The 19,037-nt window shown below is 66.9% G+C and carries 21 protein-coding genes and 1 riboswitch; of the genes, 16 read left to right on the top strand and 5 right to left on the bottom strand.

Annotation, left to right across the window (positions count from 1 at the left end; translation table 11 throughout):
• The first annotated feature begins 39 nt into the window (after window positions 1-39).
• The 8 genes from AU198_RS24720 (at window position 40) to AU198_RS24685 (ending at window position 7,816) form a co-directional block, all read left to right on the top strand.
• Window positions 40-480, top strand: coding sequence for a DUF1707 domain-containing protein (locus AU198_RS24720; protein ID WP_064351237.1), 441 nt, complete (start codon window positions 40-42; stop codon window positions 478-480).
• A 241-nt stretch (window positions 481-721) separates the two neighbouring features.
• Window positions 722-3,610 carry a Na+/H+ antiporter subunit A gene (locus tag AU198_RS24715; RefSeq protein WP_064351387.1) on the top strand — a complete coding sequence of 963 codons (2,889 nt, stop codon included), beginning with the start codon at window positions 722-724 and terminating at the stop codon, window positions 3,608-3,610.
• Entirely contained in the window at window positions 3,607-4,077 is a 471-nt protein-coding gene (locus AU198_RS24710; RefSeq protein ID WP_064351236.1) for a Na(+)/H(+) antiporter subunit C, read from the top strand. The genes AU198_RS24715 and AU198_RS24710 overlap by 4 nt, the downstream gene beginning before the upstream one ends.
• 40 nt (window positions 4,078-4,117) lie before the next feature.
• Complete coding sequence (locus AU198_RS24705) at window positions 4,118-5,713, top strand: Na+/H+ antiporter subunit D (protein WP_064351235.1); 1,596 nt, start codon at window positions 4,118-4,120, stop codon at window positions 5,711-5,713.
• Window positions 5,714-5,738: 25 nt separating this feature from the next.
• On the top strand, window positions 5,739-6,269 hold the full coding sequence (locus AU198_RS24700) for a Na+/H+ antiporter subunit E (RefSeq protein WP_064351234.1): 531 nt from the start codon (window positions 5,739-5,741) through the stop codon (window positions 6,267-6,269).
• Window positions 6,266-6,553, top strand: coding sequence for a monovalent cation/H+ antiporter complex subunit F (locus AU198_RS24695; protein WP_064351233.1), 288 nt, complete (start codon window positions 6,266-6,268; stop codon window positions 6,551-6,553). Before AU198_RS24700 ends, AU198_RS24695 begins: the two co-directional genes overlap by 4 nt.
• Window positions 6,550-6,912 carry a monovalent cation/H(+) antiporter subunit G gene (gene mnhG, locus AU198_RS24690; protein WP_064351232.1) on the top strand — a complete coding sequence of 121 codons (363 nt, stop codon included), beginning with the start codon at window positions 6,550-6,552 and terminating at the stop codon, window positions 6,910-6,912. Before AU198_RS24695 ends, mnhG begins: the two co-directional genes overlap by 4 nt.
• Window positions 6,899-7,816 carry an SAM-dependent methyltransferase gene (locus AU198_RS24685; RefSeq protein WP_064351231.1) on the top strand — a complete coding sequence of 306 codons (918 nt, stop codon included), beginning with the start codon at window positions 6,899-6,901 and terminating at the stop codon, window positions 7,814-7,816. Before mnhG ends, AU198_RS24685 begins: the two co-directional genes overlap by 14 nt.
• Window positions 7,817-7,859: 43 nt before the next feature.
• On the opposite strand, the gene AU198_RS24680 is transcribed toward AU198_RS24685, so the two are convergent.
• The 5 genes from AU198_RS24680 to napA are packed head-to-tail and all read right to left on the bottom strand — an operon-like array spanning window position 7,860 to window position 11,156.
• On the bottom strand, window positions 7,860-8,495 hold the full coding sequence (locus AU198_RS24680) for an LON peptidase substrate-binding domain-containing protein (RefSeq protein WP_064351230.1): 636 nt from the start codon (window positions 8,493-8,495) through the stop codon (window positions 7,860-7,862).
• A gap of 3 nt (window positions 8,496-8,498) precedes the next feature.
• Entirely contained in the window at window positions 8,499-9,632 is a 1,134-nt protein-coding gene (locus AU198_RS24675) for a glutamate--cysteine ligase (RefSeq protein WP_064351229.1), read from the bottom strand.
• A complete protein-coding gene (gene sodC, locus AU198_RS24670; RefSeq protein WP_064351386.1) occupies window positions 9,613-10,338 on the bottom strand; it encodes a superoxide dismutase[Cu-Zn] in 726 nt (241 codons plus the stop codon). The genes AU198_RS24675 and sodC overlap by 20 nt, the downstream gene beginning before the upstream one ends.
• Before the next feature lie 10 nt (window positions 10,339-10,348).
• Complete coding sequence (locus tag AU198_RS24665) at window positions 10,349-10,807, bottom strand: LytR C-terminal domain-containing protein (protein ID WP_064351228.1); 459 nt, start codon at window positions 10,805-10,807, stop codon at window positions 10,349-10,351.
• A 40-nt stretch (window positions 10,808-10,847) separates the two neighbouring features.
• Window positions 10,848-11,156, bottom strand: a complete 309-nt coding sequence (gene napA, locus AU198_RS24660; protein ID WP_064351385.1) for a nucleoid-associated protein NapA — start codon at window positions 11,154-11,156, stop codon at window positions 10,848-10,850.
• Window positions 11,157-11,293: 137 nt separating this feature from the next.
• On the opposite strand from napA, the gene AU198_RS24655 reads away from it, so the two are divergent.
• From AU198_RS24655 to AU198_RS24620, 8 genes are all read left to right on the top strand, one after another.
• Window positions 11,294-11,887 carry a peptide deformylase gene (locus AU198_RS24655; RefSeq protein WP_064351227.1) on the top strand — a complete coding sequence of 198 codons (594 nt, stop codon included), beginning with the start codon at window positions 11,294-11,296 and terminating at the stop codon, window positions 11,885-11,887.
• On the top strand, window positions 11,887-12,777 hold the full coding sequence (locus AU198_RS24650) for an N-acetylglutamate synthase, CG3035 family (RefSeq protein WP_064351226.1): 891 nt from the start codon (window positions 11,887-11,889) through the stop codon (window positions 12,775-12,777). Before AU198_RS24655 ends, AU198_RS24650 begins: the two co-directional genes overlap by 1 nt.
• A 3-nt stretch (window positions 12,778-12,780) precedes the next feature.
• The gene (locus tag AU198_RS24645; RefSeq protein WP_064351225.1) at window positions 12,781-13,596 is read left to right on the top strand and encodes an exodeoxyribonuclease III; all 816 of its coding nucleotides are present in this window, start codon (window positions 12,781-12,783) and stop codon (window positions 13,594-13,596) included.
• Between the two features lie 37 nt (window positions 13,597-13,633).
• A complete protein-coding gene (locus AU198_RS24640) occupies window positions 13,634-15,217 on the top strand; it encodes an HNH endonuclease signature motif containing protein (RefSeq protein WP_064351224.1) in 1,584 nt (527 codons plus the stop codon).
• Window positions 15,218-15,269: 52 nt separating this feature from the next.
• A riboswitch (TPP riboswitch) is annotated at window positions 15,270-15,378 on the top strand.
• Window positions 15,372-17,015, top strand: coding sequence for a phosphomethylpyrimidine synthase ThiC (gene thiC / locus AU198_RS24635; protein ID WP_064351223.1), 1,644 nt, complete (start codon window positions 15,372-15,374; stop codon window positions 17,013-17,015). It overlaps the preceding riboswitch by 7 nt.
• Window positions 17,012-17,848, top strand: coding sequence for a bifunctional hydroxymethylpyrimidine kinase/phosphomethylpyrimidine kinase (gene thiD / locus AU198_RS24630; protein ID WP_064351222.1), 837 nt, complete (start codon window positions 17,012-17,014; stop codon window positions 17,846-17,848). The genes thiC and thiD overlap by 4 nt, the downstream gene beginning before the upstream one ends.
• On the top strand, window positions 17,845-18,471 hold the full coding sequence (locus AU198_RS24625) for an alpha/beta hydrolase family protein (protein WP_064351221.1): 627 nt from the start codon (window positions 17,845-17,847) through the stop codon (window positions 18,469-18,471). Before thiD ends, AU198_RS24625 begins: the two co-directional genes overlap by 4 nt.
• Window positions 18,458-18,910 (top strand): septum formation family protein, encoded by a 453-nt coding sequence (locus AU198_RS24620; protein ID WP_156431744.1) that lies wholly within the window; start codon window positions 18,458-18,460, stop codon window positions 18,908-18,910. Before AU198_RS24625 ends, AU198_RS24620 begins: the two co-directional genes overlap by 14 nt.
• The last annotated feature ends 127 nt before the right edge of the window (window positions 18,911-19,037 follow it).

Raw genomic sequence — 19,037 nt, 5'->3', positions numbered from 1 at the left:
TACCCAGAACTTGTCAGTGTCAAGATCGAGGAGGTCGTCGTGACCGCACCCATCGCGCCCGTCGTCCGCGCGGGAGACCCCGACCGCGAGAGGACCGCACGTCTGCTCGGCCTGGCCCTGGCGCAGAATTACCTCGACATGACGGAGTACGAGACCCGGCTGCAGACGGCGTTCGCCGCCGCCACCCGGGCGGACCTGCACGCTCTCACCGCAGATCTACCGTCGGCACACTTGCGTCGCAATGATCCCCGCCGCCGCGAGGCGCTTCGCCGGGCTGCTCGCCGCAGCGTTCAGTTCCACACCGCGGCCTACGTCGCCGGTTCGCTGCTGATGCTCGGGATCTGGTTGGTGGTTGGACTGACCGCGGGCTCGTGGTACTTCTGGCCGGTCTGGCCGATCCTGGGCTGGGGTATCGGCGTGGTCTGCCATGCCGTTCCGGCGCTGGCTCACGGCTCGATCAGTCCTGCGCGGATCGTTTAGCGGGTCGACGCCGCCCAGCACCGTGTTGGCCTGGGCATATGCGCGTCTGCGGCACTCCTGAGCTCTTTGCGGTCGGGTCGGCGCCGACCACCGGGAGGTCGGTGGCGTCAACGACGGGGCATAGTAGCGCCGATCGGCCCACGTAGAATGCAAACCACCGAAGCCTTACTCGGCTGACACCCCGACCATCAGTTCTCCGGTTGGCGGCCGCGTGCTGACCAACCCAACCGATCGGAGTGCCCTGCTCGCCGTCCTGCTCGCCCACGCGGTCGCCACCGCGCTGGCGCCCCTGCTTGTCCACAAGTGGGGGCGCAACGCCTTCTATCCCTTGGCGCTGGTGCCGCTTCTGTCGCTGGTGTGGGTGGCTCAGAACTGGCCGTCGGCCGGGCAGTCGAGCACCGTCGACGTGCCGTGGGTGCCCGAGCTGTCGATGAACATCACGCTGCGCTTCGACACGCTCGCCGCGATCATGAGCGTGCTGGTGCTCGGCATCGGCGCGCTGGTCCTCTTCTACTGCGCTGACTACTTCCAGCACCACGACGGCCGCATCGAGAACCGGTTGCCGAGTTTCGCGGCCGAACTGGTCGCGTTCTCCGGCGCGATGTTCGGACTCGTCACCAGCGACAACCTGCTGATGCTCTATGTGTTCTGGGAAATCACCTCGGTGCTGTCGTTTCTTCTGGTCGGCCACTACGCCGAACGCCTCACCAGCAGGCGGGCGGCGACCCAGGCGTTGTTGGTCACGACGTTCGGTGGCCTGGCGATGCTGGTCGGCATCATCGTGCTCGGCAACATGGCGGGCACCTACCTGCTCTCCGAGCTCCTCGAATCCCCGCCGACGGGGGTGGCGGCGTCGGTCGGGCTGGTGCTCATTCTCGTCGGCGCCCTGTCGAAGTCGGCGATCGTTCCACTGCACTTCTGGCTACCGGGCGCGATGGCCGCACCGACCCCGGTCAGCGCATACCTGCACGCCGCCGCGATGGTCAAGGCCGGCGTCTACCTGATCGCGCGCATGAGCCCCAGTTTCGCCGACTCCCCGATGTGGCGGCCCATGGTGGTCTCACTCGGGCTGCTGACCATGTTGCTGGCCGGTTGGCGCGCGGTACGCGAGTACGACCTGAAGTTGATCCTGGCCTTCGGCACGGTCAGCCAGCTGGGGCTGATCACCATCATGGTCGGCACCGGCGGCAGCGACATGATGCTCGGCGGGCTCGCGATGCTGGTGGCACACGCGATGTTCAAGGCGGCGCTGTTCATGGTCGTCGGCATCATCGACCACGCCACCGGAACCCGCGACATCCGCAGACTGGCCTGGCTCGGCGACAAGTCGCGACCGCTGTTGATCATCGCCATCGCCGCGTCGGCCAGCATGGCGGCGCTGCCACCGTTCTTCGGCTTCGTCGCCAAGGAAGCCGATTTGGCAACCGTGCTGTACACCCCCACCCTCGGAGCCTTCGCCCCGCTGGTGCTGGCCGGCATCGTGATCGGCTCGGTGTTCACCACCATCTACAGCCTGCGTTTCCTGTTCGGTGCGTTCGGCCGCAAGGGGCAGCCCGAACCAAGCACCCGCGTCGCCGAGATGCACCGCCCCGAGCGCACGTTCATGATCGCGCCGGGCATCCTCGCGGCAGCGGGCCTGGCCTTCGGGATCTGGCCCGTCGGAATCGGCGATGTGCTGGAGGATTACGCCGATACGGTGCCCGGCGGCAACAACGAGTACCACCTCGCGCTGTGGCACGGCGTGAACTTGCCACTGCTGTTGTCGATGCTGGTGATCGCCACCGGTGTGGCCGCCTTCGTGGGCCGTGAGCGGTTGCGCCGGTTGCGCACGATGCGTGAACCACTGGGCAATGCCGACCACGTGTACGACGCCGTGATCCGCCGGCTCGACCTGTGGGCGGTGGAACTCACCGCTGTCACCCAACGTGGTTCGATCCCGGCCACCCAATCGGCGATCCTGACGACGCTCGTGCTGGTGCCGACGATCGCGCTCGCGGTAGGTGCGCGCGACCGCCCGGAGTTCCGGCTGTGGGGTTCACCGCTGCAGGTGGTGATCGGTCTGATCATCCTGGCGGCCGCGCTCGGCTCTCTGGTGATGCGCAACCGTCTGGCGGCAGTGCTGCTGGTCGGTGTGACGGGATACGGGTGCGGAGTGATCTTCGCGCTGCACGGCGCACCGGATCTGGCCCTGACCCAATTCCTGGTCGAGACATTGACCCTCGTGGTGTTCGTGCTGGTGCTGCGCACGCTGCCTGCCGAAGCCGATCGAGTACACATCCGCCGATACCGGTGGCCGCGGGCGGCGCTGGCACTGGCGGTCGGCGCGACCGTGACCACGTTGGCGGTGTACGCGATGGCCGCGCGCACCGGAGTGCCGATCGCCGAGCTGATCCCCGAGGCGGCGTACTACCGCGGCCACGGCGCCAACGCCGTCAATGTCCTGCTGGTCGACATCCGCGCATGGGACACGATGGGTGAGGTCATGGTGCTCGTGGTCGCGGCGACCGGTGTTGCGTCAATGGTGTTCCGGCACAGGAGGTTCGGGGCACCGCCGCGGGTCTCCGATGCGGGCCAGCCCGACATCGGCTCGCTACCTGCGATGGTGAGCACCAGCCCGGCGGCCGGCGACATCACCTGGCTGCGGGGCAGCGAGCTGCGTGACCCGCGGCACCGGTCATTGATCCTGGAGGTCGCCACCCGGATCATCTTCCCGCTGATCATGGTGTTGTCGGCGTACTTCTTCTTCGCGGGACACAACACCCCCGGCGGCGGGTTCGCCGGTGGATTGACCGCCGGGCTCGCGCTGGTGCTGCGCTACCTCGCCGGCGGTCGCTACGAACTGGGCGAGACGCTGCCGCTCGACGCGGGCAAGATCCTGGGCGCCGGACTGACCCTGGCCGCCGGTACCGCATTCGGCTCCCTTCTGGTGGGGGCGCCCGCGCTGTCGTCGGCGCTGATCGAGGTCGACGTGCCGGTGTTGGGCACCGTCAAGTTCGTCACCGCGTTGTTCTTCGACCTCGGGGTGTACCTCATCGTCGTGGGCCTGGTGCTCGACGTGTTGCGCAGCCTCGGGGCCCGCATCGACGTGGAACTGGGCCAGGAGCAGAAACCGGCGGTGAGTTCGCGATGACAACCTCGTTCGTGCCCCTCGTCCTGCTCGGCGGGCTCACCAGCGCTGGCGTCTACCTGCTGCTCGAGCGCAACCTGACCCGAATGTTGTTGGGGTTGTTACTCATCAGCAACGCGATCAACCTGCTTATCCTCATCGCCGGCGGCCCAGCCGGTAAGCCTCCGATCTGGGGGCGAGACAGCGAACCTCACACCACCACAGCGGATCCGTTGGCGCAGGGGATGATCCTGACGGCGATCGTCATCACGATGGGTGTCGCGGCGTTCGTGCTGGCGATGGCATACCGGACCTACCGGCTGACCACCGCGGAGGAAGTGGGCGACGACCCCGAAGACGCCAAGGTCTCCGAGTTGGCCGCCAAGGAGATCGGCGCCGTCGAAGAGGACCGCCCCCAACCCGAAGCCGCGCGCGACACCGATGCGCCCGATGAGTTGGACGCCCTGCCCGGTTATGAGGGGTCGAGGTGATCCGGGTGATCCGGAGGCTCGTAGTGAAGGCGGACCGCGCATGACGTTGGCGGCCACCTTGATTCCCCTGCCCGTTTTGCTGCCGACGCTGGGCGCGGCGGCCACGCTGATCGCGGGCAGGCGGCCACGACTGCAGCGACTCCTCACCCTCGCCGTGCTGTCTGTCGTCGTCGCGGTGTGCGGCGCGCTGCTCTACCTCGCCGACAGGGACGGCACACTCGTGCTCAACGTCGGCGGCTGGGGGCAGTCGGTGCCCGGTATGGGCCCGCTGGGCATCACTCTTGTGGTGGACCGGTTGTCGGCGCTGATGCTCGTCGTGTCGGCGATCGTGTTGCTGGCCGTCGTGTACTACGCCATCGGTCAGGGTGTGCGCGACGGTGACGAACGTCAACCGGTGTCGATCTTCATGCCCACCTACCTGGTGTTGTCGGCCGGGGTCTGCATGGCGTTCCTCGCCGGTGACCTGTTCAACCTCTTCGTCGGCTTCGAGGTGCTGCTCGCCGCGAGCTTCGTGCTGTTGACGGTCGGAGCCAGCAAAGACCGTGTCCGCGCGGGCATCTCCTACGTGATGGTCTCGATGGTCGGGTCGCTGATCTTCCTGTTCGGTCTCGCCCTCGTCTACGGCGCCACCGGGACGCTGAACTTGGCGGAGCTCTCCGTGCGCCTCGACGATGTATCGGGCGGAATCCGTTCGGCGATGTTCGCCGTGCTGCTGGTGGCGTTCGGCATCAAGGCCGCGGTGTTCCCGCTGTCGGCCTGGCTGCCCGACTCCTACCCGACAGCGCCCGCACCGGTCACCGCGGTGTTCGCCGGCCTGCTCACGAAGGTGGGTGTCTATTCGATCATCCGGGCGCACTCGCTGCTGTTCCCCGGCGGTGGGCTCGACCCGGTACTGCTGGTGGCTGCCCTGTTGACCATGCTGGTCGGCATCCTCGGTGCGATCGCGCAGAGCGACATCAAACGACTGCTGTCGTTCACGCTGGTGAGCCACATCGGCTACATGATCTTCGGCATCGCGTTGTCCAACCAGCTCGGCATGTCCGGTGCCATTTACTATGTCGCACACCACATTCTGGTACAGACCACCCTGTTCCTGGTCGTCGGGCTGATCGAACGGCAGGCCGGGGCGTCGACGATGGACCGACTCGGTGGTTTGGCGGCCGCCAGTCCGCTGCTGGCGTTCGTGTTCGTCGTCCCCGCGCTCAATCTCGGTGGCATACCGCCGTTCTCCGGTTTCATCGGGAAGGTGGCGCTGCTCGAGGCCGGGGCGCAGGACGGTTCGGTGTTGGCCTGGACGTTGGTGGCCGGCGGGGTGGTGACCAGCCTGTTGACGCTGTACGTGGTGGTCCGGGTGTGGACGAAGGCGTTCTGGCGGTCGCGCGAGGACGCGCCCGAAGGCCATCTGTCCGCGGCGGTGCCGTCGGCGTTGCTCGACGAACCCGAGGACATCCAGTTCGTCGACCGCGACCACGTCGGGCGCATGCCGGCGGGGATGGTCGGGCCCACCGGCGCGCTGATCGCCGCCGGGCTCGCACTGACGGTGCTCGCCGGGCCGATATTCGCCTACAGCGAAAGGGCTTCCAACGAGGTGCTGAACCGCAGCGAGTACATCACTGCGGTAGTGGGGCCGCGGTGAAATGAGGGCATCGAAAACCGCACCGATGCGAAGTGTCGTGCTTCGCACCTGGATCCTGTGCTGGCTCGTACTCGTCTGGATCCTGTTGTGGGGCACGTTCTCAGCGGCCAACGTGCTGTCGGGACTGGCCGTCGCGACGTTGATCACCTGGCTCCTGCCGCTGCCCGCCGTGCCGGTCGAGGGCAAGGTGCACCCGCTGTCACTGATCCGGCTCATCCTCACGGTCGCCTACCGTTTGGTGCTGTCGTCAATACAGGTCGCGCTGCTGTCGTTGAAACCCCGGCCCCCGCTGTCAGCGGTGCTGCGCGCGCAACTTTCGGTGAAGTCCGACCTCGTGCTGTCGCTGGCGGTCGTCATCTTCAACCTGATTCCGGGATCGATCGTGCTCGAGATCGACCAGACCCGCCGGCTGCTCTACATGCATGTCATCGACGTCGGATCCGACCGCGCGCTGAGCGCGTTCTACCACCAGGTGGCCGTAATCGAGCGGCTGTTGGTCCGGACATTCGAGCGTCCCGAGGACTGGCGCCCCGCGCACGAGGAGGTCGAACTGTGAATACCGTCTGGGTCATCGCCGCGGTGATGATCACCACCGCCGCGGCCATCACGATGTTCCGACTCCTGGCCGGGCCGAGCACGCTCGACCGGTTGGTCGCCGTCGACACGCTCATCGCGGTGGCCATGTGCGGCATCGGTATATGGGCCGCCTACAGCCTGGACAGCACCGTCACCTACGGGATGGCAGCCCTGGCGTTGATCAGCTTCGTCGGCACGGTGAGCGTCGCCCGATTCCGCGTCCCCGACGTCGACAAGCCCCGCATCACCCGGGGGCGACGATGACCGGTCTCGACATCCTCACGAGCGTGCTGGTCCTGGGCGGCTCGTCGCTCGCACTGACCGCCGCAATCGGCGTGGTCCGCTTCCCCGACACGTTGACGCGGATGCACGCGGCGTCCAAGCCGCAGGTGCTCGGGCTCCTGCTGGTGATCATCGGCGCCGGGGTACGGCTGCGCGGCAACGCCGATATCGGAATGCTCGTACTCACTGGCTTGTTCACCCTCATCACCGCGCCGGTGGTGGCGAACCGGGTTGGTCAGCTCGCGTATCGGGAACAGAACGTCCGAGACGATCTGTTGACCGCGGACGAGATCGACGAGTTCGCCGACCACGCAGAAAGCGGTGCCGATGGCCAGGACTGACGGCGACAGCTGGGGCATCACCGAGAGTGTGGGCGCGACCGCGCTGGGGGTGGCCTGGTCTCGTGCGCTGGAGCAGAACACCGAGTGCCCGCTCTTCACGGACCCGTACGCCCAGATGTTCGTCGACGCGGCGGTCGAACAGGGTTGGCAGCCGCCCCCTGCCCAGATGGCCGAACGCATCCGCTCCATCGGCGGCTATGCGGCGTCGCGCACGAAATGGTTCGACGAGTTCTTCATCGCTGCCGGCGCCAACGGCATCGACCAGGTGGTGATTCTCGCGGCCGGGCTCGATGCGCGGGCCTGGCGGTTGCCGTGGATCGGCGGCACCGTCGTCTACGAGATCGACCAACCCCGGGTGCTGGCATTCAAGGTCGACACGATGCGCCGGCACGAAGTTCAACCGACCGCCAGATACGTTCCGGTGCCGATCGACCTGCGGGAGGATTGGCCGGGGGCCCTGCGCGACGCCGGATTCGACGCAAGCGAACCGACCGCGTGGGCCGCCGAGGGCCTGCTGCCGTATCTGCCCGCCAGCGGGCAGGACCTGCTGTTCGAACGGATCCACCGGCTCAGCGCGCGAGGCAGTCGCGTCGGCGTCGAGTCGTTCGACGCGGGCTTCTTCGAACCGGGATACCTGGAGAGTCGGCGCCAACGGTTGGCCGAGTACCGCAGACAGGCCGGTGAGGAGGACCCGAACGGGGCCGGAGGCGACGCATTCGATGTGCAGGACCTCTGGTACACCGAGGAACGCACCGAGGTGACCGCGTGGCTCACCGACCACGGCTGGGACGTGACCTCGATCGGTGCCGCCGACCTGATGGACCGCTACGGCCGGTGCGCCGCGGGCGAGCCCGACGACACCACGCCGCGCACATTGTTCGTCGAGGGACAACGGGCTTGCTGAACCGGGCGCCGAACCCGGCCCGGGTCGTCGCACACGAGTCTGGCTACTCCCCCGACAACTGGAACTCGACCATCGCCGTCACGGTCTCGACGGCGTCACTCAGCGCCGCCAGCCGCTCGGCGGCCGTCGGCGCGGCCAGCACCGCGTAGCGGTCGGCCTGCCCCATGGGCAGGCGGGAGGTCAACGCGTACAACCACTTACCGGCATCGCCGGACGCGTCCGCGCCCGCCACGAACTCGCGGCCGTTGACCTCGGCGCCGCGCGCGGCGGCGATGCGCTCGAACAGCGCGATCATGCGGTCCTCCACATCGCGGATCGCGTCCACCTCGACAGGCGCACCCGGCTGATCGGGCCACGGTTCGACCGCGGCGCGTGGATACGGGTCGTCGGGCTGCCACTCGATGACCCGGATGCGTTCGCCCACCGCGCATTTGAGGCGGTAGCGACCATCGCCGAAATCCGCGACCTCGCCGATGTGTGCCAGCGCGCCGACGTCGCTGCGTACGTCCCCACCGCCCACCTCCCTACCCGCCGTGATCAGCACGACGCCGAACGCCGGGTCCTCGGTGGCCAGGCAGTCCGAAACCAGTGCGCTGTAGCGCGGTTCGAAGATGCGCAGCGGAAGGTCCTCGCCCGGCAGCATCGCCACCTGCAGCGGGAACATCGGGATGGCCGCCATCGTCTACAGTTCCAGTTCGGCGACCAGAGCGTCGACGACGGCGCGCAGGTCACCGTCGTGCTCCTCGGCGACGCGGCGTTGTCGTTGATACGACGCACCGCCCCCGTAGATGTCGGCGACGCGCCGTAATTCGTCGGCGCAGTCCAGTGAGGCCGCCACCGGTTCGAGACGGTTGAGCAAGTCGTCGAGGTCCTCGGTGACCAACCGCTCGTTGCTGTTCGCGTCCTGGATGATGATGGCGTCGAGGCCGTAACGCGCTGCGCGCCACTTGTTCTCCTGCACATGCCACGGTGGCATGGTCGGCAGTGACTCGCCGGCATCGAGCCGCCGATCGAGATCGACGACCAGGCAGTGCGTCAACGCCACCAGTGCGCCCAATTCGCGCAGATTGGAGACACCGTCGAAGATCCGGATCTCCACAGTTCCGATATGCGGCGAAGGTCGGATGTCCCAACGGATTTCGTTCATGTGGTCGATGATGCCGGTCTTCTTCTGGTCGTAGACGAAACGTTCCCACTCCGACCATGTCTGGAAGTGGAACGGCAGCCCGGCCGTCGGCAGCTGTTGGAACATCATCGCCCGGTTGGAGGCATAGCCGGTGTCCTCACCGTCCCAGAACGGGGACGAGGCTGACAGGGCCAACAGGTGCGGGTAATGGTTGAGCAGCGAGGTGTTGATCGCCATCACCTTGTGTGCGGAGCGCACGCCCACGTGCACGTGCACGCCCCAGATCAGCATCTGTCGGCCCCACCACTGGGTGCGCTTGATCAATTCGGCGTAGCGGGGAGCATCGGTCAGGCTGCCTGGTGACCACTTCGCGAACGGGTGGGTGCCGGCGCAGAACAACTCCATGCCACGGCCCCGGACGATCTCGCGGGCCGTCACCAGCGTCGAGCGCAAGTCGTTCATCGCCTCGGGGACCGAATCGCAGATGCCCGTGACGATCTCGACGGTGTTGCGCAGTAGCTCCTTGTGCACGCGCGGGTTGTTCTTGCCGATCTCCTCGATGACCGCGGTGGCCTCGTTGCTCAGGTCCCGCGTCGTCGCGTCGACGAGCGCGAATTCCCACTCGACCCCGACCGTCGGTCGCGGCGAGCCGACGAAATCGATGTGGCTGTTAGCCGGTACGGATAACACCGCATGCCACCCGCGATCCGGCGTCACCGGTCGCCAATGTGGTCGCATCCGGCGGCGGGTCACCATTGACCTGCTGGTAGCGCTCCGGCGGAATGTTGGCGAAGTTGTCCGCCTTCTCGTGGATGATGATCGCGGTGCCCGCGCCGTCGGTGAGCTCCTCGGCGGTGAACGCGTCGGTCGTCGTCACCACCTTGGCCGAACCGTCCTCACGGACCTGCAGCGACGTCAGGTCGCCGCTCGCCGGGTGACCGCTGTGGCCGGGCACCTGGAAGTGGCCGCCCGCCGAATTGAAATTGCCCGGTGCGCCGCCGGTGGGTGCGACCGAGTTGGCCTCGCACTTGCCGACCTGATGGATGTGCATGCCATGGAAGCCGGGTGTCAGCCTGCCGGGCGTGGTGGTCTCGACACTGATCGTGGCGTAGCCGCCACTGAACTGGATGTCGGCGGTGGCCACCGGCGTGCCGTCGGCGAGCTTCAGTTCGGCGGTGAGCGTCTCCCCGGCGCCCTGTTCTTCGCCCTGTCCTTCTGCCTGCCCGCCGCCGTGACCGCCGGCGCCCTCACCCGGCGGAGCCGAGGGAGACGGAGATCCGGTCCACACGGGTGGCGGGGTGCCCGGCGCATTGCTGGGTTCTTCGGGCGCCGTGCAGGCGCTCAAGGCGAGTGCGGGAACAGCGAACAAGGCAGCGGCGGCGACGGTCTTGAACATGTACACGAGCCTAACCGGTGACCACCACGATGACGCCCGGCGGTTGTTCGGCGAGTGCGGGCAGTCGCGGTTCGACGGGCGCCTCGAGCAGCCGGCCCACCTCCTCTGCGGCCTCCTGCTCGCCGGGCGCGTCGGAAAAGTACACGGTGGTGGCCGCCACGTCCGGCAGTTCGAGGTTGTCGGTATCGGTGACGTTGAAGCCAGCCTCGCGCAACCGTCCGGCGGTCCCCTCGGCCGCGCCGGCGACAGTGGAGATGTTGAAGACCCGGACCTCGATGTCGGTGGGTTTCGGTGCCTCCGACGTCGTAGGCGTGGTGGTCGTGGCGGTGGTCGCCAACGGCGGTGCGTCGTCCTCGTCGCTGTCCGAACCCATCGCCTGGAACGCCACCAACAGGAAAACGACGCCCAGGAAGAGCAGCACCATCACCATGGCGCGCAGGGGCAGCCCCGACGAATCTCGCTGGTTCATTGCGCCCACCTTATCGAGCGGGCCGGCCGGCCCGGGAAACTCAGGTGACGTCGAAGCCGAGACGGCGTGCCGCCCGCGCCTTCTGTCTGCTGGCCCTCAATCGCCGCAACCGTTTGACCAGCATCGGATCGGCGGCGAGCGCCTCAGGTCGGTCGACGAGCGCATTCAGCACCTGGTAATAGCGGGTGGCCGACATCGAGAACAACTCCTTGATGGCGTCTTCCTTGGAGCCGGCGTATTTCCACCACTGCCGCTCGAACGCGAGAATGTCGTGCTCGCGCCGAGTCAGCCCGTCGGAGAGTTCAGAGTTGTCTCCGGATTGTTCAGTCCGCGCGATCGCGCCGTCCATCTGGCTCTTGGACCCTTCCGACAACTTGAATGACATCGCTGTGGTTCGGCGCTCATTCAACCACGTGATGGGCTGATGAGCGGTTCGACATGCCCGCGAGTCGGGTGGCAAGGATTGCCGACTTAAGATTTCCGACCATGGCAGTCGTTCCGATCCGCATCGTAGGAGATCCCGTCCTGCACACAGCCACCGAGCCGGTGCCGGTCGGCGAGGGCGGTTCGCTGCCCGCCGATCTCGCGGACCTGATCGCCGACCTGTTCGACACGATGGACGCCGCGAACGGGGTTGGCTTGGCAGCGAACCAGATCGGCGTCGCCAAGCGGGTGTTCGTCTACGACTGCGCCGAGGTGCGCGGTCGTATCACCCGCCGTCGCGGTGTGGTCGTCAATCCGGTGTTGGAGACCTCCGAGGTTCCCGAGACCATGCCCGATCCGGACGACGACGACGAGGGTTGCCTTTCGGTGCCCGGGGAGTCGTTCCCGACGGGGCGGGCAGACTGGGCGAGGGTGACGGGTCTGGACGCAGAAGGCAACCCGATCACCATCGAGGGCACCGATCTGTTCGCCCGGATGCTGCAGCACGAGACGGGCCATCTCGACGGTTTCCTCTACCTGGACCGGTTGGTCGGCAGGCATGCACGCAGCGCCAAGCGCGCGGTGAAGTCGCACGGCTGGGGGGTGCCGGGACTGTCGTGGATGCCCGGCAAGGATCCCGATCCGTTCGGTCACTGATGCAGGTGCCTCCGACGGGGACGCGGGTGATCATCCGCTACCGCCTACCCGCCGGCTCCCAACCCCCGTTCACCGACGTGATCGGTCACCTGCTCACCGACCAGCCGAAACTGCGGGTGCGCACCAAGCACGGTGAGATCGTCGACGTCGACGCCCGCGACGTCGTCGTCCTCAAGGCGCTTCCGCCAAAGCCGTTGCGCACCGCCGATATTCGTAAAGTCGAACACGCAGCCGCACTCGGGTGGCCGGGCATCGAGCAGACGTGGGTCGACGGCTGGCTGTTGCGCGCCGCGCACGGGCACACGCATCGCGCCAATTCCGCTGTGCCGCTGGGTTTCGACGCCGATGCCTCCGCGCTTCCCACGATCATCGACTTCTACACCCAACGAAACCTCCCGCCGTGGCTTTCTGTGCCCGACCGGCTGTTCCGCCTCGCCGACCTGCCGGGACACCTCGAAACCGCGGTGCTGACAAGTGAACTGCGCGAGGTGACCGCGGATCAGTCGGTGGCGCTGACTCCCGCGCCCGACGCCGAATGGCTGCGTCTATACCAGCGCAACGTGCCTGTCGAGGTGCTGACTGCGGTCGTCGGCGGTGAGGTCGCATTCGCGACCATCGCAGGCGCCGCGGTCGGCAGGGCCGCGGTGACCACGGCGCCGGATGGCGGACGATGGGTCGGGTTGTCGGCCGTACGGGTCGACGAGCGGGCCCGCGGCCGGGGTCTGGCGCGCGCACTGTGTTCGACGCTGTTGCACTGGGGGACCCAGCGGGGAGCAACCCGCGGCTACGCGCAGGTGCTTGTCGACAACGAGGTGGCCCTCGGTCTCTATAGGTCGATGGGTTTCTCGACGCAGCACCACAGCCGCTACGTCGACGCTCGTAGCCTGTAGGCCATGCGGATCGCCACCTGGAACGTCAACTCGATTCGGGCGCGGGTCGAACGGGTCACCGATTGGCTCGAGCGGGCCGACGTCGACGTGCTGGCGATGCAGGAGACCAAATGCAACGACGAGCAGTTCCCGGTCATGCCGTTTCTCGCCGCCGGGTACGAGGTGGTCCACTGCGGCTTCAACCAGTGGAACGGCGTGGCGATCGCGTCCCGAGTCGGCATCGACGACGTGCAGGTGGGGTTCGACGACCAACCGACCTGGAGTGACAAGCCCGAAGTGGAGGCGGCGGCGGAAGCACGCGCGCTCGGCGCCACCTGCAACGGTGTCCGGGTGTGGAGCCTGTACGTGCCCAACGGCCGGTTCGTCGGCTCACCGCACTACGCGTACAAGCTGAAATGGCTTGATGCGCTTCGCGATACAGCACACAAATGGTTGTCCGACGATCCGGCCGCGCAGATCGCGCTCGTCGGCGACTGGAACATCGCACCGACCGACGAGGACGTCTGGAGCGTCGAGTTCTACCAGGGCAGCACCCACGTCACCGCACCCGAACGCGAGGCGTTCAACGCGGTGCTGGAAGCGGGCTTCACCGACGTGGCGCGACCGTTCACTCCCGGACCGGGGGTATACACCTACTGGGACTACACGCAGCTGCGGTTCCCGAAGAACCGCGGCATGCGGATCGACTTCATTCTCGGTTCACCCGCGCTGGCCGAACGCGTCACGCACGCCGAGATCGTCCGTGATGAACGCAAGAGCGGGAAGGACCGCATCGGCGCGCCCAGCGACCACGCTCCGGTGCTGATCGAACTGGCGTGACCGCAACTTGTCGGGGGTCTCTGGCATAGTCGAACACATGTTCGAGACAGCCGGCCCCGACGAGGTGATCGCCACGCTCGGGTCGAGCCTGCGTGCGGAGTCGGCGCTGATGGCTCACCGTATGGAAGCCATCGCCGCGCTGCTGGCATGCCGCACTGTCGAGGCGGAAGGGATCGATCCCGATCCCGGTTGGTCGATGATCACCGGCTTCGCACGGACATCTGCCGAAGTTGGTGCCGCGATGAACATGGCACCATCCCTCGCCAGTCGCCTCGTGGCTCAGGCTGAGGCGCTCGACACGCGGCTGCCCAGACTCGCCGCCCTGCTCGAGAAGGGCGATGTCGACTGGGGCACAGCACAGTTGGTCATCACACGCACTGAACTCGTCGGAGACGATCTGATCGACCAGGTCGACGCATCGGTGACTGAAAAACTCGCGCATTGGCAGAGCTGGAACCGGCAGAACGTCAAGAACATGGTCGACGAGACCGTCCGGAGGGTCGACCCGGATGGTGTCAAGCAAAGAAGGGAATCGTCAGAACGTGATCGCTATTTCACCGTCACTGCGCGACCCGACGGCACGGCCCAGGTGCGAGCTCGCATCCCCGCGAGGGCGGGTGCGGCCTTCGACAAACGCCTCTCCGAGCTCGCGATGTCGGTGTGCGCGAAAGACTCCCGGACGGTTTCTCAGCGGCGCGCCGACGCATTGGACGCCCTCACCGAGGGCCGGAGTCTGAGCTGCGACTGCGGCCGGCCGGATTGTCCGGCCCGGCCTTCGACCGAAGCAGACGGCCAGGTCCACACGGTGGTCAACGTGATCGCCAGCGAGGAGACGGTCACGGGTGAGAGCGAACAACCCGGCTATCTGGAGGGATTCGGCGTCATCGACGCCGAACTCGTCCGGGATCTCGCACAGAACGCAACTGTGCACCCGCTCGAACAACCGACTGTCACGGCGGAGCAGGCGCGGCGCCACCAACCGACGGCGACGGTGAATCGTTGGGTCCGGTTTCGCGACCTGACGTGCCGGTTTCCAGGATGCGACCGGCGTGCTGCCATCTGCGATCTCGACCATACGACTCCGTTCAACCACGCCGACCCGGCCGCGGGCGGGTTGACCGTCCCGTCGGATCTGGCCGCCTATTGCCGGCAACATCACCTCTTGAAAACGTTTCTAGGCGGTTCCGATGGTTGGCGTGATGAACAGCTGTCCGACGGGACCATCGTCTGGACGTCACCGACCGGTAGAACGTATCGAACCTCGCCCGGCGGGTTCGACCTCTTTCCACAGATGCGCCCGGCTTGCGACGAGCCGCCGCCGCGCCGCCGAAACCGCAAGCGGGAGAGGGCTGCCCGCGTCAAGCGCCTACGCGCCCAGTTGGTGGCCCAGCGGCCGGTCAACGCCGAACAGCGACGCAGGGTTCGGGAGCGACGCCGCGAGATCGAGGGCCGCCGATGGCGCAATCGTTCCCGCTTCCTGAAGATTGTCTTCAAGGGCACAGAGCCGAGCAGGAGCCCGTGGTGCCGCTGGATCGACGACCTGTTCGAACCCGAAGAATTGCCACCCGACTGGGAGCCACCACCTCCACCACCGTCGGATCCAGACGATCCACCATTCTGACTATTCTCGGTTGCCCCCTCCCGATTCCTCCGCGGCTGCGCTAGCGTGACTGGCGTCCATACACGGGAGCGTGCACCAGCGCGCTGAGAGGACGGGTGGGCCCGTCGACCGTACGAACCTGACCGGGTAATGCCGGCGTAGGGAGATAGCTCAGATGACGCACGTCGCAAACAGTTCTGTCACTCCGTCCGTGACCACCGGCCCGATCCAGGGCAGCACGAAGGTCTATCGCGAGCTCGACGAGGTGCCCGGCGCGAAGGTACCGTTCCGCCGGGTGCACCTGACCAACGGCGAGCACCTCGACCTGTACGACACCTCCGGTCCGTACACCGACCCGGCGGCGACCCTCGATCTGCACGCCGGCTTACCGGCGCGGCCCGGCGTCGTTCGCGACCGCGGGACGCAGCTGCAGCGGGCCCGCGCCGGTGAGATCACCGCCGAGATGGCGTTCATCGCCGCGCGCGAGGGGGTTACTGTCGAGCTGGTTCGTGACGAGGTCGCGGCGGGCAGGGCCGTCATACCCGCGAATCACCATCACCCCGAGACCGAGCCGATGATCATCGGCAAGGCGTTCGCGGTGAAAGTCAATGCCAATATCGGGAATTCGGCGGTCACCAGTTCCATCGCCGAGGAGGTCGACAAGATGGTGTGGGCCACCCGGTGGGGCGCCGACACGATCATGGACCTGTCCACCGGTCGCGACATCCACACCACTCGAGAGTGGATACTGCGCAACTCTCCGGTGCCGGTCGGCACCGTACCGATCTACCAGGCGCTGGAGAAGGTCAACGGCGACCCGGCCGCGCTGACGTGGGAACTGTACCGCGACACCGTGATCGAACAATGCGAGCAGGGTGTGGACTACATGACCGTGCACGCCGGCGTGCTCCTGCGTTACGTTCCGCTGACGGCCAAGCGCGTCACCGGAATCGTCAGTCGCGGCGGTTCCATCATGGCCGCCTGGTGCCTGGCTCATCATCGGGAATCGTTCCTGTACACCCACTTCGACGAACTGTGCCAGATTCTGCAGCGCTACGACGTGACGTTCTCACTCGGCGACGGCCTGCGGCCCGGCTCGATCGCCGACGCCAACGACGCCGCCCAGTTCGCCGAGCTGCGTACGCTCGGCGAGCTCACGAAGATTGCGAAATCTCATGGTGTGCAGGTGATGATCGAGGGACCAGGCCACGTACCGATGCACAAGATCGTGGAAAACGTCCGCCTTGAGGAGGAGTGGTGCGAAGAGGCGCCCTTCTACACCCTGGGCCCGCTGGCGACCGACATCGCACCGGCCTACGACCACATCACCAGCGCCATCGGCGCGGCGATCATCGCACAGGCGGGCACCGCGATGCTCTGCTACGTGACACCCAAGGAGCACCTGGGCCTGCCCGACCGCAAAGACGTCAAAGACGGCGTCATCGCCTACAAGATCGCCGCGCATGCCGCGGATCTCGCCAAGGGCCACCCCCACGCCCAGGAACGTGACGACGCACTGTCCCGCGCGCGATTCGAGTTCCGCTGGAACGACCAGTTCGCGCTGTCACTGGATCCCGACACCGCACGCGAATTCCACGATGCGACGCTGCCCGCCGAACCGGCGAAGACCGCACACTTCTGTTCGATGTGCGGACCGAAGTTCTGTTCCATGCGCATCACGCAGGACGTCCGTGACTATGCTGCCAAGCACGGACTCGACAGCGAGGAGGCGATCGAAGCCGCGATGGAGATGGGAATGGCCGAGAAGTCACGCGAGTTCGCCGAACACGGCAATCGTGTGTACCTGCCGCTGGCATGAGCTACCTACCGCTGCCGCCCCCCGGCACCACCCCGGTGCGGGTGATGACGATCGCCGGGTCCGATTCCGGCGGAGGGGCCGGGATCCAGGCCGACATGCGCACGTTCGCACTGCTCGGGGTGCATGGCCTGGTGGCGGTCACCGCGGTAACGGTACAAAACTCGGTCGGGGTCAAGGGTTTTCACGAGGTTCCGCTCGATGTCATTGCGGGGCAGATCGAAGCGGTGGCCTCGGATATCGGGGTGCAGGCGGCCAAGACGGGAATGCTGGCATCATCGGAGATCATCGACACCATCGCCGAAACCTGGCGCGCACAGGGTATGGCCGGTTCCGTGCCATTGGTCGTCGACCCCGTGTGCGCCTCCATGCACGGCGATCCGCTGTTGCATCCCAGTGCGCTGGATTCGCTTCGGACACAACTCTTCCCACTGGCGACCCTGGTGACACCGAACCTCGACGAGGTGCGCCTGCTCACGCACATAGACGTCATCGACCCCGAGTCCCAGCGTGAGGCGGCCCGCGCGCTGCACGCACTGGGACCGCAGTGGGCACTGGTCAAAGGGGGACACCTACGGGCGTCGGCGCAGAGTCCCGATCTGCTGTTCGACGGCACCGAGTTTCACGAATACGACGCCACCCGGATCGACACCGGACACGACCACGGCGCCGGTGACACGTTGGCCGCGGCCATCACCAGCGCGCTGGCACACGGCTACTCGGTACCCGAGGCGGTCGCGTTCGGCAAACGCTGGGTCACCGAATGCCTGCGTGCCGCTTATCCGTTAGGACGCGGTCACGGCCCGGTGTCGGCGCTGTTCAGGCTCACCGAGTGAACCTCGAACCGATAGCGGGTGTCGCGCACCAACCCGACGGGGAGCCCGCCGGTGTCGTCGTACTCACCCACGGTGCCGGCGGCAGCAGGGAGGCCCCGCTCCTCAAAGGGCTCTGCGACCAATGGGCCGCACGCGGTTGGCTTGCGGTGCGATACAACCTGCCGTACCGGCGCCGCCGGCCCAAAGGTCCACCGTCCGGATCCGCCAAGGCCGACCAGGCCGGAGTGCTGGAGGCCATCACCGTCGCCCGCGCACTCGCCGACGGCCCCGTCATCGCGGGCGGGCACTCCTACGGCGGGCGGATGACGTCGATGGCGGTCGCCGATGGGACTGCCGACATCGCTGTGCTGACACTGTTCTCGTACCCGCTGCATCCCCCCGGTAAGCCGGAACGCGCACGCACCGAACACCTTCCGCGCATCACGGTGCCGACGGTGTTCACACACGGCACCGCTGACCCGTTCGGCTCGATCGACGAACTCCGGTCGGCCGCGGCTCTGATCGGCGCACCCGCTGAGGTCGTCGAGATCACCGGCGCCCGACACGATCTGGCCTCCAAGACCCTCGATGTGCCTGCGCTGGCGGTCGAAGCGGCATTACGGTTGACGGGTGCGTCGTCCTAGCCGCTGGGTGATCGTCGCGGTTGTCGTGGTCGGCATCGGCGTCTTGGCGCTGACCGGATGGTTCTACATCGTCAAGCCACGCATGACGACCACGGTGCGCGTTGACCTCCTGCAGCTCGGAGATTGTGTGCGTACGCGTGAGTCCGACGTTCTGCCCAACGAAGTCAAGCGAGTCGACTGCAACGGACCCCACTACGGGGAGGTGTTCGCGATCGTGCGCGCGCCGGATGCTCAGGAGTATCCCGGCGAGCAAGCCCTGAGAAGGATGGGCGACCAGTGTGGTGGAAAGTTCTTCGACTACGCGCCGAATATTCCGGAGGGGCCGACGTTTCGGCTCGCGATCGGGTACCCGAGTGCGCAAGCGTGGTCGGAGGGCGCGCGGTCGGTGGTGTGCGTCGCGATGGCCAAGAACGAGCGGTGGGGATCGATACGCAGCTAGAAGGCCGTGGCCGCGATACGGTTGCCGCGTGAGCACGCCGCCGGGTCCTCCCCCGCCGTACGGACCACCGCCGTCCTACGGCGGGCAGCCACCGAATCAGTACCCGCCGCCCGGGGCCGGGCACCCC

Source organism: Mycobacterium sp. GA-1199 (genome assembly GCF_001500045.1).
In the GTDB taxonomy this organism is placed as follows: Bacteria; Actinomycetota; Actinomycetes; order Mycobacteriales; family Mycobacteriaceae; genus Mycobacterium.
The sequence above is the reverse complement of the archived record's forward strand: the minus strand, read 5'-3'. Positions and strand labels throughout refer to the sequence as shown.

Coding starts and splice junctions, on each gene's coding strand:
- AU198_RS24710 (WP_064351236.1), top strand. CDS start 3,607: ATGACAACCTCGTTCGTGCCCCTCGTCCTGCTCGGCGGGCTCACCAGC.
- AU198_RS24705 (WP_064351235.1), top strand. CDS start 4,118: ATGACGTTGGCGGCCACCTTGATTCCCCTGCCCGTTTTGCTGCCGACG.
- AU198_RS24700 (WP_064351234.1), top strand. CDS start 5,739: ATGCGAAGTGTCGTGCTTCGCACCTGGATCCTGTGCTGGCTCGTACTC.
- mnhG (WP_064351232.1), top strand. CDS start 6,550: ATGACCGGTCTCGACATCCTCACGAGCGTGCTGGTCCTGGGCGGCTCG.
- AU198_RS24685 (WP_064351231.1), top strand. CDS start 6,899: ATGGCCAGGACTGACGGCGACAGCTGGGGCATCACCGAGAGTGTGGGC.
- AU198_RS24680 (WP_064351230.1), bottom strand. CDS start 8,495: ATGGCGGCCATCCCGATGTTCCCGCTGCAGGTGGCGATGCTGCCGGGC.
- sodC (WP_064351386.1), bottom strand. CDS start 10,338: ATGTTCAAGACCGTCGCCGCCGCTGCCTTGTTCGCTGTTCCCGCACTC.
- AU198_RS24665 (WP_064351228.1), bottom strand. CDS start 10,807: ATGAACCAGCGAGATTCGTCGGGGCTGCCCCTGCGCGCCATGGTGATG.
- napA (WP_064351385.1), bottom strand. CDS start 11,156: ATGGACGGCGCGATCGCGCGGACTGAACAATCCGGAGACAACTCTGAA.
- AU198_RS24655 (WP_064351227.1), top strand. CDS start 11,294: ATGGCAGTCGTTCCGATCCGCATCGTAGGAGATCCCGTCCTGCACACA.
- AU198_RS24650 (WP_064351226.1), top strand. CDS start 11,887: ATGCAGGTGCCTCCGACGGGGACGCGGGTGATCATCCGCTACCGCCTA.
- AU198_RS24645 (WP_064351225.1), top strand. CDS start 12,781: ATGCGGATCGCCACCTGGAACGTCAACTCGATTCGGGCGCGGGTCGAA.
- AU198_RS24640 (WP_064351224.1), top strand. CDS start 13,634: ATGTTCGAGACAGCCGGCCCCGACGAGGTGATCGCCACGCTCGGGTCG.
- thiC (WP_064351223.1), top strand. CDS start 15,372: ATGACGCACGTCGCAAACAGTTCTGTCACTCCGTCCGTGACCACCGGC.
- thiD (WP_064351222.1), top strand. CDS start 17,012: ATGAGCTACCTACCGCTGCCGCCCCCCGGCACCACCCCGGTGCGGGTG.